12 protein-coding genes are annotated in these 12599 nt (G+C 64.3%); 7 read left to right on the top strand and 5 right to left on the bottom strand.

The annotated features are described in order from the left end of the window. Nucleotides 1-2 precede the first annotated feature (2 nt). Nucleotides 3-629, bottom strand: a complete 627-nt coding sequence (gene rdgB / locus FHS69_RS02680; RefSeq protein WP_166776334.1) for an RdgB/HAM1 family non-canonical purine NTP pyrophosphatase — start codon at nt 627-629, stop codon at nt 3-5. Continuing rightward, nucleotides 626-1342: a ribonuclease PH gene (rph, locus tag FHS69_RS02675; protein WP_166776332.1), complete on the bottom strand. Its 717-nt coding sequence runs from the start codon at nt 1340-1342 to the stop codon at nt 626-628. The genes rdgB and rph overlap by 4 nt, the downstream gene beginning before the upstream one ends. A gap of 85 nt (nt 1343-1427) precedes the next feature. On the opposite strand from rph, the gene hrcA reads away from it, so the two are divergent. The 4 genes from hrcA to FHS69_RS02655 are packed head-to-tail and all read left to right on the top strand — an operon-like array spanning nt 1428 to nt 5218. Continuing rightward, a complete protein-coding gene (hrcA, locus tag FHS69_RS02670) occupies nt 1428-2471 on the top strand; it encodes a heat-inducible transcriptional repressor HrcA (RefSeq protein ID WP_067466732.1) in 1044 nt (347 codons plus the stop codon). Between the two features lie 12 nt (nt 2472-2483). Next, complete coding sequence (gene grpE, locus FHS69_RS02665; RefSeq protein WP_224801196.1) at nt 2484-3089, top strand: nucleotide exchange factor GrpE; 606 nt, start codon at nt 2484-2486, stop codon at nt 3087-3089. 24 nt (nt 3090-3113) lie between these two features. Then, nucleotides 3114-4865 carry a DUF885 domain-containing protein gene (locus FHS69_RS02660; RefSeq protein WP_166776330.1) on the top strand — a complete coding sequence of 584 codons (1752 nt, stop codon included), beginning with the start codon at nt 3114-3116 and terminating at the stop codon, nt 4863-4865. A 56-nt stretch (nt 4866-4921) separates the two neighbouring features. Next, nucleotides 4922-5218: a hypothetical protein gene (locus FHS69_RS02655; RefSeq protein WP_341801653.1), complete on the top strand. Its 297-nt coding sequence runs from the start codon at nt 4922-4924 to the stop codon at nt 5216-5218. A gap of 69 nt (nt 5219-5287) precedes the next feature. On the opposite strand, the gene FHS69_RS02650 is transcribed toward FHS69_RS02655, so the two are convergent. Both FHS69_RS02650 and FHS69_RS02645 read right to left on the bottom strand, forming a co-directional pair. Then, a complete protein-coding gene (locus FHS69_RS02650) occupies nt 5288-5803 on the bottom strand; it encodes a vgr related protein (RefSeq protein WP_166776328.1) in 516 nt (171 codons plus the stop codon). Nucleotides 5804-5823: 20 nt separating this feature from the next. Beyond that, nucleotides 5824-6303, bottom strand: coding sequence for a copper chaperone PCu(A)C (locus FHS69_RS02645; protein ID WP_166776326.1), 480 nt, complete (start codon nt 6301-6303; stop codon nt 5824-5826). A 178-nt stretch (nt 6304-6481) separates the two neighbouring features. Here FHS69_RS02645 and dnaK point away from each other — a divergent pair, with 178 nt between their 5' ends. From dnaK to FHS69_RS02630, 3 genes are all read left to right on the top strand, one after another. Next, entirely contained in the window at nt 6482-8410 is a 1929-nt protein-coding gene (dnaK, locus tag FHS69_RS02640; protein ID WP_067671374.1) for a molecular chaperone DnaK, read from the top strand. A 68-nt stretch (nt 8411-8478) separates the two neighbouring features. Further along, nucleotides 8479-9600 carry a molecular chaperone DnaJ gene (gene dnaJ, locus FHS69_RS02635; RefSeq protein WP_166776324.1) on the top strand — a complete coding sequence of 374 codons (1122 nt, stop codon included), beginning with the start codon at nt 8479-8481 and terminating at the stop codon, nt 9598-9600. Nucleotides 9601-9637: 37 nt separating this feature from the next. Beyond that, complete coding sequence (locus tag FHS69_RS02630) at nt 9638-10261, top strand: DUF6445 family protein (RefSeq protein WP_166776322.1); 624 nt, start codon at nt 9638-9640, stop codon at nt 10259-10261. Here FHS69_RS02630 and FHS69_RS02625 read toward each other — a convergent pair. Beyond that, entirely contained in the window at nt 10258-12573 is a 2316-nt protein-coding gene (locus FHS69_RS02625) for a patatin-like protein (RefSeq protein WP_166776320.1), read from the bottom strand. The genes FHS69_RS02630 and FHS69_RS02625 overlap by 4 nt on opposite strands. Between the last annotated feature and the right edge of the window lie 26 nt (nt 12574-12599).

The raw sequence follows: 12599 nt of genomic DNA, 5'->3' as shown, positions 1-12599 counted from the left end.
GACTAGCCGAACTGTTCGGCGACAAGCTTGGCGAAGGCATCGGCGCGATGGCTTATCGCGTGCTTCTCCGAAGGATCGATTTCAGCAAAGGTCTTCTGACGGCCCTGCGGCACGAACACCGGGTCGTAACCGAAACCCATTTCCCCGCGGGGCGGCCAGGTGAGATTCCCGGGGGCCGTGCCTTCATAGACCGCATGCTCGCCATCGGGCCATGCGATTGCGAGGACGCAATGGAACGCGCAGGAGCGGTCTACCGACGCGCCCTTCTCCTGCAGCATCCCTTCGACCTTGCCCATCGCCATGTACCAGTCGCGCCCCGGCTCACCCTCAAACCATTGCCGTTCGGCCCAGTCCGCGGTGTAGACCCCGGGACGACCGTCGAGCGCATCGACCGACAGGCCGCTGTCGTCGGCCAATGCCACCAGTCCCGAAGCTTCAGCCGCAGCGCGCGCCTTGATCAGCGCGTTCTGCACGAAAGTGGTGCCGGTCTCCGCCGGTTCGGGAAGTCCGAGCGACCCGGCGGAGATGCACTTCAGGCCATGGGGTTCGAGCAGCGCGGAAATCTCCTTCAGTTTCCCCGCATTGTGCGTGGCAATCACCAGCGATCCCGAACCCAGGCGGCGCGTCATATGCGAGTTGCCTCGTCCTGCGCCTTGAAGATTTGCGCGCAGCCCATCTGGGCGAGGCGCAGCAGGCGCAGGAACGCCTCCTCGTCATAGGGCGCGCCTTCGGCGGTCGCCTGTGCCTCGGCGATCTTGCCTCCCTCGATCAGCACGAAGTTCGCATCCGCATCGGCATTGCTGTCTTCGGGGTAGTCGAGGTCGAGCACCGGCGTGCCCTGATAGACGCCGCAGGATACGGCGGCGACCTTGGCCGTGATCGGGTCCTGCGTGATGTCGCCCGATTTCATCAGTCCATCGACAGCAAGCCGCAAGGCCACCCAAGCGCCGCTGATCGATGCGGTGCGAGTCCCGCCATCCGCCTGGATCACGTCGCAATCGAGCGTGATCTGCCGTTCGCCGAGCTTTTTGTGATCGACCACCGCGCGCAAGCTTCGCCCGATAAGGCGCTGGATTTCCTGCGTGCGCCCGCTCTGCTTGCCCTTGGCCGCCTCGCGCTGGCCGCGCGTGTGCGTGGCGCGCGGAAGCATCGAATACTCGCCGGTGACCCAGCCTTCGCCCTTGCCACGCAGCCACGGCGGGATGCGTTCTTCGACGCTCGCGGTGCACAGCACGCGCGTTTCGCCGAAGCTGATGAGGCAGCTGCCTTCGGCGTGCTTGGTGTAACCGGTTTCGATGGTGATGGCGCGCATTTCGTCGGGCGCACGGCCGGAAGGTCGCATGAGGTACTCCATTGCAGTCGAATCTCAGGCGGTGCCTGTGGCGCATGGGTCTTGAGGCCGCAAGGGGAGTGGCTAGATAGGAAGAATGAATTCGCCTCCGCTCACCGATTTGTCCGACCGTGCCCGCGAGATTTTCCGGCTTGTCGTCGAAGGCTATCTCGACAGCGGCGCGCCGGTGGGTTCGAAAGCGCTGTCGGGCGACGCGCGTGTGAATTTGTCGCCCGCGTCGATCCGGAACGTCCTCGCCGATCTCGAGGCGCGCGGACTGCTCGCGGCGCCACACACCAGCGCGGGGCGCATGCCCACGGAAACCGGCCTGCGCCTGTTCGTCGACGCGATGATGCAGGTTGCGGAACCGACCCGCGAAGAACGCGAGGCGATCGAACAACGGCTTGGCGAACCGGGCCCGATAGAACGCGCGCTTGAGGAAACCAGTGCCCTGTTGTCCGACCTTTCCGGGGCAGCAGGCATGGTCATGGTGCCGACACGCGAGCCGCGATTGGCACAGGTATCGCTGACCGCGCTCGACGCGCAACGCGTCCTCGCCGTGCTGGTGGGCGAGGACGGCCATATCGAAAACCGGATTCTTGCCATGCCGCCCGACGCGCTGGGCACATCGCTCGAACAGGCGAGCAATTACCTTACCGCCCGCAGTTCGGGCCGGACGCTGGCAGAAGCCGCGGGGGCGATGGAGAAGGAGATCGCCAGCGGGCGTTCGGCGCTGGACGAAGCAAGCCGCGACCTCGTGCAGCGCGGCATCGCCACGTGGAGCGAGGACGCGACCAATCGCCCGGTGCTGATCGTGCGCGGTCAGTCCAACCTGCTCGATGAAACCGCTCTCGGGGACATCGAGCGTGTCCGTTCGCTGCTCGACGACCTCGAGAGCAAGCAATCGGTCGCCACATTGCTCGAACGCGCACGCCAGGCCGATGCGATGCGGATTTTCATCGGCAGCGAGAACCGGCTGTTCTCGCTCTCGGGCTCTTCGGTGATTGCTTCGCCCTATCGCGATCGCGAGGGCAGGGTGGTCGGCGTACTGGGCGTGATCGGCCCCACGCGGTTGAATTACGCACGGGTCGTCCCCATGGTGGATTTCACCGCCCGATCACTGGGCAAGAGATTTGGCTGACAGGGTTTATACGTGAACGACGAGAACAAGAACGAACCGCAGGACAAGGCGGTCGATGCCGAAGTGGCGCGCGAAATGGAAGGCGTGCCCGAACACCTTCGCGATGATGGCGATGCTGGCGAAGGCGATGGGCCCGAAACCCCGGTCGACGATGCGCTCGCCAAGCTCAAAGGCGATCTCGAAGCGGCGATGCAGGACGTGCTCTACGCGCGCGCCGAAACGCAGAATGTGCGCCGTCGGCTCGAGAAGGATGTGCAGGATGCGCGCAATTACGGCGCGACCAATTTCGCTCGCGACATCCTCAGCGTGGCGGACAACCTTTCGCGCGCGCTCGATCATGTTCCCGAAGAGCTGCGCGAAAGCGACAAGGCCAAGAATTTCCTGGCCGGAATCGAAGCGACGCAGCGCGAACTCGACAAGGTGTTCAACAGCAATGGCATCACGCGCATCGCAGCCAAGGGAATGCCGCTCGACCCCAACCAGCATCAAGCGATGATGGAAATCCCGACCGACGAGGCCGAGCCCGGCACCATCGTTCAGGAAATGCAGGCGGGTTACATGATCAAGGACCGCCTGCTGCGTCCGGCCATGGTCGGCGTGGCGAAGAAGCCCGACTGAATTCCAGAACCCCGGGGAGCAAGCATGAGAACTGCCATATACGGAGCGGCGGTTCTCGTCGCTGCTGCTTTCGCCACACCGCTTTCGGCTCAGTCGTCGGCCGAAGAGCGGCTGGGCGAGCTGGCCGATGCCTTCTACGATTACAGGCTCGAACAGTTCGGGCTGACCGAGTCCGCGAATGGTGCGGCCGAGCAAGGGGCGCACCTTCCATCGGTCACGGCGGCGGCGCACCGCGAACGGACCAAGCGTTACGCCGATTTTCTCGCTCGGCTCGACGGGATCGATCGTGCCAAGCTGACCGAAAACGCGCGTACCAATGCGCTGGTCCTACGCACGCTGCTCGAGGCCGAGATCGGCGATGCGCGCTTCGCCGAATGGGAAATGCCCTTCGACAGCGACAGCAATTTCTGGTCCTACCTCGCACCGCGCGGCGGGTTCACCAGCGTCGAGCAGTACGAGAACTACATCGGGCGAATGCGCGATATCCCGCGCTATTTTGCCGAGCATACCGCCAATTCGCGCGCCGGGCTTGCTCGAGGCTTCTCGGTTCCGCGGGTGACGCTCGAAGGGCGCGATGTCTCGATCGCATCCTACGTCGTCGACGATCCCGAGCAGAGCCCCTTTTGGGCGCCCTTTGCCGACATGCCGCGCAGCATTCCCGCCGATGAGCAGCAGCGTCTGCGCAAAGCCGGACGCGCGGCCATCGCGCAGCAGGTGACGCCGGCCTATGCCAAATGGCTGACCTTCTTCCGCGAGGAGTTCCTGCCCAATACGCGCACAACCCTCGGCGCGAGCGAGTTTCCCGAAGGCGCCGCTTATTACGCGCAGCAGATCCGCCAATACACGACACTCGACCTGACCGCCGAACAGATTCACGAGATCGGACTGGCGGAAGTCGCGCGCATTACTGCCGAGATGGAAAAGGTGAAGGCCGAGGCGGGCTTCGCCGGCACGCTGGCGGAATTCGTCAGCTTCCTGCGCACCGATCGGCAATTCGTGGCGCGCAGCGGCGATGAACTGATGGGCGTTTCCGCCTATGTCGCCAAGCGTGTCGACGGCAAACTGGCCGATTACTTCGGCTTCCTGCCGCGCCATCGTTACACGATCCGTCCAGTCGATCCGGCAATCGCGCCCTTCTACACCGCAGGGCGTGGCGGGCTCGATGCCTGCCAGATGAACACTTACGACCTGCCGTCACGGCCGCTGTACAATATTCCCGCACTGACGCTGCACGAATGCGCGCCCGGGCACAGTTTCCAGGCGGCTGTGGCGCTCGAACAGGAAGAGGCGCCACGCTTTCGCCGGCGGACCTACTTCTCCGGCTTCGGCGAGGGCTGGGGACTCTACGTCGAGTATCTCGGCGAAGAGATGGGGATCTATCGCACACCCTATGAGAAATTCGGTCGGCTGTCCTACGAGATGTGGCGCGCGGCGCGCCTGGTCATCGACACGGGCATCCACCATTACGGGTGGGGCCGCGAACGCGCGGTCGATTACCTTTCCAGCCATACCGCGCTGTCCGAACGCGAAGTTGGTACCGAGATCGATCGTTATATCAGCTGGCCGGGGCAGGCGCTCGCCTACAAGCTCGGCGAAATGACCATGCGCCGCGTGCGCGCCAAGGCGGAAGCCGAACTCGGCCCGCGCTTCGACATTCGCAAGTTTCACGATGTCGTGCTGTCGCTTGGCTCGGTCCCGCTGCCCGCGCTCGAAGCGCGGATCGATGCTTTCATCGCCGATGGAGGTGAGGGCCTCCCTGGCGTGACCTACGACTGAGGAACATGCGCGGTGTTCGTCCGTAGGCCTACCGACAGGGAAGCCAACGGAGAGACATGATGAATACCAAGCTGTTACTCGCCCCCGCGCTGGTCGCCTCGAGCCTCGGACTGGGTGCCTGCGCGCAGAATTACGCGGTCGAGGGCGCAGCTGCCGGGGCGGCTGCCGGTGCCGGTCTGAGTGCCTTGCTGGGCGAAGACCTCGAAACCTACGCCCTGGCCGGTGCGGCGATCGGCGGGGTGATCGGCTACGTCAGCGACAAGAATGACGATTGCGACGGCTATTATGGTGACGGCCGCTATGTCGACGACGACTGCCGTAATGACGATCGCTATGCCCGTTACTGGCGCTGATTTTCTAACCAAACACACAAGAAGCCGTCCATGAGGGGACGGCTTTTTTGTCTCGAAAACCGGGCTGAGCTAGAGCTCGGCCCCGGGGAAACGGACCAGCAGGTCATAGGCCGCGGGATCGGCCGCGCCTGCGACCCTGACGCCGTTGCGCAGCCAGAACGCGTGTTTCACGATCTCCGCCTGCTGCTCGATTCCGTATTTCTCGAGTGGCCAACCCGGCCTGAGCGCGTAATCGTAGCGCGCCCATGGCATGCGGCGCGTGACAAGGAACCATTTCCCGCGTGTGTGGACCTGCCAGACATGCACGAGTTCATGGATGAACAGTCCCTGCCGCAGCACATGCGTGGCGGCGAAATCGTCGCAATAGGCTTCGCTGCGTGGATGAAAATGCAGGTGCCCGCGCGGCGCCATGGTGATCCGGCGCGGCTGGAAGGGGAACCATTTGCGCCGGCGGATCCGCACGCTGTCGTAATCGATCGCATGCCCGAAAACGCTGCGCGCAAGGGCTACCTCTCCCGGTGTCAGGCAGCGTTCGCCGCCAGCGGGGCATGAGGGCGCGGCTGCCGGTTCGCGATTGTCGGTCACCGGCAGGCCGCGCCCCACGCTCAGCGTTCGTCGCCCGCGGCGCGAATTTCGACGGGGAAGCTCTTCTTCTTGCCTCCGACTACGGTCAGCGTCATTTCGGTCGAGCCGCCCGCTTCAAGCGCAGGGTCGAGGTCGAACACCATCACGTGAAAGCCGCCGGGCGCAAAGCTCTCGCTCTCGCCGGCATTGACCAGCACCTGGCCGACGCTGTCCATCATCATCTGGCCGTCCATTTCCATCGACCCGTGCAGTTCGGCATTGCCCGCACCTTCGACATCGGCCCGGCGGATCGCGTAATTGCGCTCACCCGTGTTGGCTACTTCGAAGTAGATCGCGCCGGGGCGTCCCTCGACCGCCGGCAGCATCAGGCGGGCATCACTCACTTCGAGTGCAACTTCGTCGACTGCCGGAGCCGTCGTTTCCTCGGCTCCCCCCGAACAACCCGCGAGTGCGACCGTCGCCAGGCCCAGCGCCAGCGGCGCGAAACGTGTGATTTTCATTGGTTTGATCCCCTCTTCTTGGTGCGGAAAAACTAGCGCGCCGCCTCCCTTGTGCCAAGAAAAACCGCACCTATATCGCTCGTGTAATACACCACCGGATAGAGCCGCCAACCGGTTCCGCCTCGCTAAGGGGGGCCGATCGCGCGGTGTCCAACGACTTGAAACAGATGGGGAAACCATGAGCAAAGTTATCGGTATCGACCTTGGCACCACCAACAGCTGTGTCGCCGTTATGGACGGCGGCAAGCCCAAGGTCGTGGAAAATTCGGAAGGCGCCCGCACCACGCCTTCGATCGTCGCCTTCACCAAGGACAGCGAACGCCTGATCGGTCAGCCGGCCAAGCGCCAGGCTGTCACCAATCCGGACAACACGCTGTTTGCGATCAAGCGCCTGATCGGCCGCCGGTTCGACGATCCGCTGACCAAGAAGGACATGGAGTTGGTCCCCTATGACATCGTCAAGGGCAAGAACGGCGACGCCTGGGTCGAAGCGGGCGGCGAAGACTATTCGCCCAGCCAGGTTTCCGCCTTCATCCTGCAGAAGATGAAAGAAACCGCCGAGAGCTATCTTGGCGAAACCGTGACGCAGGCGGTGATCACCGTTCCCGCATACTTCAACGACGCGCAGCGCCAGGCGACCAAGGACGCCGGCCAGATCGCGGGTCTCGAAGTCCTGCGCATCATCAACGAACCCACGGCCGCGGCGCTCGCCTATGGCATGGACAAGGAAGACGGCAAGACCATCGCGGTCTACGACCTCGGCGGCGGCACCTTCGACGTCTCGATCCTCGAGATCGGTGACGGCGTGTTCGAGGTGAAGTCGACCAATGGCGACACCTTCCTTGGCGGCGAGGATTTCGACAGCGCGATCGTCGAGTACCTCGCGGACGAGTTCAAGAAGAAGGAAAACATGGACCTGCGCAGCGACAAGCTCGCGCTGCAGCGTCTCAAGGAAGCCGCGGAAAAGGCCAAGATCGAACTGTCGAGCTCGGCCCAGACCGAAGTGAACCTGCCCTTCATCACCGCGCGCATGGAAGGCGGCAGCTCGACCCCGCTGCACCTCGTCGAAACGATCAGCCGCTCGAAGCTCGAACAGCTTGTCGGCGATTTGATCAAGCGCACGCTTGAGCCCTGCAAGAAAGCGCTGGCCGATGCCGGCGTCTCGAAGGACGAGATCGACGAAGTGATCCTCGTCGGCGGCATGACCCGCATGCCCAAGGTCCGCGAAGTTGTCGAAGAGTTCTTCGGCTCGAAGCCGCACACCGGCGTGAACCCCGATGAGGTCGTCGCCATGGGTGCAGCCATCCAGGCTGGCGTACTGCAGGGCGACGTCAAGGACGTGCTGCTGCTCGACGTGACCCCGCTCTCGCTGGGTATCGAAACGCTAGGCGGGATCATGACCAAGATGATCGACCGCAACACGACGATCCCGACCAAGAAAACGCAGACCTATTCGACCGCCGAGGACAACCAGAACGCGGTGACGATCCGCGTTTTCCAGGGCGAACGCGAAATGGCGGCGGACAACAAGATGCTCGGCCAGTTCGACCTCGTAGGCATTCCCGCCGCGCCGCGCGGTGTCCCGCAGATCGAGGTTACCTTCGACATCGACGCCAACGGCATCGTCAACGTCTCGGCCAAGGACAAGGGCACCGGCAAGGAACAGCAGATCCGCATCCAGGCATCGGGTGGTCTGTCCGACGACGACATCGAGAAGATGGTGCAGGACGCCGAGAAGTTCGCCGACGAGGACAAGAAGCGCAAGGAAAGCGCCGAAGCGCGCAACCAGGCCGACAGCCTCGTCCATGCGACCGAGAAGCAGCTGGAAGAGCATGGCGACAAGATCGACGCCGCGCTCAAGAGCGAAGTCGAAGAAAAGCTCGGCGCGCTCAAGACGGCGCTTGAAGCCGACGATGCGGCGGATATCAATGCCAAGGCGCAGGACCTGTCGCAGAGTGCGATGAAGATGGGCCAGGCCATCTACGAGCAGGAACAGGCGAACGCCTCGACCGACGCTCCGGAAGGTGACGCGGCGTCCGATGCCGGCGCGGAGGAAGAGGTGGTCGACGCCGAATTCTCCGAAGTCGACGAAGACGCGAAGAACTGATCCGAAGATGAGAAACCAGTCGCCACCGGTGCCCCCGCGCACCGGTGGCGATTAGTCATTGGGAAGCCATGTCGACGACCGAAACCGATCTCTACGAACTGCTCGGCGTGAGCCGCGATGCCGACGGCGCGACGATCAAATCCGCCTATCGCAAGCTCGCAATGAAGCACCACCCCGACCGCAATCCCGGCTGCACCAAAAGCGAGGGCAAGTTCAAGGCGGTGAGTGCCGCCTATGAAGTGCTCAAGGATCCGCAGAAGCGGGCGGCCTACGATCGCTTCGGCCACGCCGCCTTCCAGCAGGGCGGACCTGGCGGCGGAGGCCATCCCGGGGCCGATTTCGGCGATATCGGCGATATCTTCGAAACCATCTTCGGCAGCGCCTTCGGTGGCGGCGGGCGAGCGCGTCCGCGCCGCGGTGCCGATCTGCGCTATGACATGCAGATCGAGCTCGAGGATGCCTTCAACGGCAAATCGACCGAAATCGAAATCGAAGTGTCGCAGAATTGCGAAACCTGCCATGGCACCGGCGCCACGCCGGGCACCCGTGCACGCACCTGCAACCTCTGCCACGGTCAGGGCCAGGTTCGCGCCAAACAGGGTTTCTTCGTAGTCGAGCGGCCATGCCCCAACTGCCATGGCAGCGGCGAAGTCATCACCTCGCCGTGTCGCGATTGCCGCGGCGAGGGTCGGATCGACAAGGCTCAGGCGCTCGCGGTCGAGATTCCGCCGGGTGTCGATACGGGCACGCGCATCCGTCTGTCGGGCAAGGGCGAAGCGGGGCCGCGCGGCGCACCGCCGGGCGATCTTTATATCTTCCTCCATGTGAAGCCGCATGCGATCTTCGAGCGCGAGGGCACCACGCTCGCCACGCGGGTCCCGATCAGCTTCACGCAGGCCGCGCTGGGCGGATCGATCACCATTCCCAACATCGATGGCGAAGAGGTCACGGTCGAGATTCCCGCCGGGATCCAGTCGGGCAAGCAATTGCGCCAGCGCGGCGCGGGGATGCCGGTCCTGCAGGGCCGCGGTCGCGGCGATCTGGTGATCGAGATCGCGGTCGAAACACCCACCCGGCTGAGCAAGGAACAGCGCGCGCTGCTCGAACAGTTCCGCGAACTGGAGACTGGCGACGAATGCCCCGAGAGCCGGGGCTTCTTCAACAAGCTCAAGGATGCGCTGGGCGGGTGATTGCCAAGCGGCACGGCGCCCGCGATAAGCGCGTCCCATGCTGCCTTCGCTGATGATTATCGATGATTTCCTGTCGGACCCATGGGCGGCCCGGCGGGCCGCGCTGGCGCTTGACTATGCGCCGCCGGGTGCGCGCGGCAATTATCCCGGTCGCGATTCGACCAAGCCCTTGCCGATGGATGGGACCAACCAGGCCGTGTCGCGCCGGCTCGGGGTCGATCTCGTCGCCGCACCCGATACCGAGCACGGCCATTGCCGGATTACGCGCAAGGCGGACAAGGGCCGCAGCGGGGTGCATATCGATCCGGCCTATTACTCGGGTATCCTCTACCTCTCCCGCCCCGAGGATTGCGCAAAGCCCGGCTCGGGCGGTACCGATTTCTTCCGTCACAAGCGCACCGGGCTCGAACGCGTGCCCGCCAATGGCGCGGAACTCGCCGCCTCGGGCTACGACACGCTCGACGCGCTGGTGGAAGACGTGGTCAATCGCGACACGACGCAGCCCGCCAGATGGGAGCGTGTTATGCGCGTGCCGATGCGGTTCAACCGGCTCGTGTTGTTCTCGCCCTGGCAATTCCACACCTCCGCTCCCGGTTTCGGGACCGATGACGAGAATGCGCGGCTGGTGATGCTGCTCTTCTTCGGCCGCGCTGCGGGCTAGGGCAGGCATTCGACCACTTCGCGGCGGATCTCGTCGATCATGCGCTGGTTGCAGCGTTCGGCGCGCTGCTCCTCGTCGAGAATGGCGTGGAACGCTTCGCGCTTGAAGTGGCGGCATGTCTCGACCGAAAACGGCCGGTCGAGCGTCGAACATACCAGATCGACCATGCGCTCGGCACCGTGCAACCGCCCCCACAGGTAGTCGTTCTCGCGATAGGCACGGCTGAAGAACGCGCCGAAATTGTAGAACTCGATCCCGCGCAGCGTGGCGCGCGTCCCTCCTTCGCGAATGCTGCGCGCATCGTCGGGACTGATGCGATCGACCTTCACCGGGTCGAATTCGGTCAGGCTCTCGTTGCGCAGCAGGGGCAGGGTGGCGACGTCGTAATAGGGGAAGCCGAGATAGGTCAGCAGCATTCGCCGCTTCAGGTTCTTGGGCATCGTTTCCAGCGCCTCGGCAAGCATCTCCTCCGCTCGATCATCGAGATCGGGCAGCAGGCGCTGCGCCTCGATCATGTCGAGCAAGGTACCCGGATCGCGCAAAACGTTCTCCGCCAGCGGTTCGAACCCGAGCCCGAGCGCCGCGGCCCCCTCTTTCTCGAAATAGAGCGCAAGGATCCGGTAAACCGCGTCGCGCCCCCGCTCGAGCGCGGCGTCGGAGATGTCCGGATCGGCTTCCCAGTCACGCGCCAGGCGGCGCGCCAGCAGCCGCAACCTTCGGATGCGGAACCCGATATCGTGCTCGCGGAAGAAGGCGATTGCTTGCGGCGACGCACCCCCGGACGGGGCGGATAGCGTGTCGAGCCCGCGGCGAACCAGTTCCTCGCGCAGTACGGCCTCGATCGGGGCAGGATCGTCAATCCCCAACTTGGGCGCCGCGGTCATCGCGAGCCGGGCGAGGCGTCCGACGATGCCCGTGAACTTGGCCTGCGCGTAGGCGTGAAAGGCATAGCCCGCGCTTTCGGCGGCCGATTGCTGCGCCTTCTGGCGCCAGTTCTTGAGGCGCGCGGGCGTCGGCCGATCGAAGAACAGCGTGCGCCCGAACAGCTTCTCCACCGCGCCGTCCACTTCGGGTCGCAGCGCGGCGACCATCCGGCTCAACCGCTCGGCCTCGCGGCTCTGTTCCTCGAGCTGTTCGAGATTGTCGCGGATGGGCTGTTCGCGGGGCAGCGTCGAAAGCGATCCGAAAATGGCCGAAAAGAAACCGACCGGTTCGCCCTTGTCCTCCAGTTCCTCACCATAACGGTCGGGGCGCGGGTCGACATAGAGGAAGCGTCGGTCGACCTCGCGCTGCGCGGGGCGCCCCTGCAATGCGGCAATGGCCCCGGCGAAGGGCTTGTTCACCAGCACCGACCCGTCGATGAGCGACACATTTCCAAGCGTTTCGCGCGCGGCATGGACGGGCATCACGCGGTCGAGAAAAGCCTCGCGCTCGGGCCAGGTGCGCTCGGTCAGATCGGACAGGCGATCGATTTCCTCGATCCGCAGCGGCGGAAAGGCACCCGGGAAGCTGGCTGTGGCCCGCGCGGCGAAGACAAGCTCGAGCGGATTGGCGAGATCTTTCCCGCCCTGCATCGGCGTGCGCGAACGGAAGGAAATCGGCATACGGTGTTCGGTATCTTCGACCACCGGTGGACTGTGGAGCCGCAGCAATTCCTGATAACCATGGAAATCGGTGGCAGTGACATAGAGATCGAGCGGGTGACCCGGCGGCAGCAGCGGTTCCTCGATCGGGCTCCTTGCCATGGCCGAGAAGGCGCGTTCGAGCAGGCGCGAAAAGCCGATGCCCGAGAAGGGCGGTTCGAACCAGCGTCCGCGGATGAGGTGCGAAACCTTGCGTTCGACCTCGACCCGCGTTTCCGGTGCCACCGCATCGGCGATGTCGCTGCCCGGCCGACTCAGCAGCCAGTTCGCGAAGGGCTGGGCCCATAACTTGGAAAAACGCCATTTGAGCCGCGCAGCCGGATCCACCAGTTCGTCGACATCCGCGACTTCAAGCCACAGATCCGTCAGCGGTTCGAGCGATTGGCCCGAATGGACCGCCTGCGCGAGGAATACCGCATTGATCCCGCCCGCGCTGGCGCCGCTCATGATGTCGGGCAGCACGCGGAGGCGCAGGTCCTGTTCCTCTGCAATGCGCTCTATCAGCGCGCGATAGACCGCCTCCACGCCATCGCGTGCGGGCTTGCCGGCGTGGAAATCGCGGCTCGCGCGCGCCAATTGCCACAGCTCGCGCGTGACGCCGTGCATGTAAATTGCCAGGCTCACCCCGCCGTAGCAGACCAGCGCTATCCGCAGTTCTTTTTGCCGCATGCCGCGCTCATGACGGGATAAATCGC

Origin of the sequence: Qipengyuania flava (assembly GCF_011762005.1) — a bacterium.
In the GTDB taxonomy this organism is placed as follows: Bacteria; Pseudomonadota; Alphaproteobacteria; order Sphingomonadales; family Sphingomonadaceae; genus Qipengyuania; species Qipengyuania flava.
Note: the sequence above shows the minus strand (reverse complement) of the source record. Positions and strands in the feature narration are given on the sequence as shown.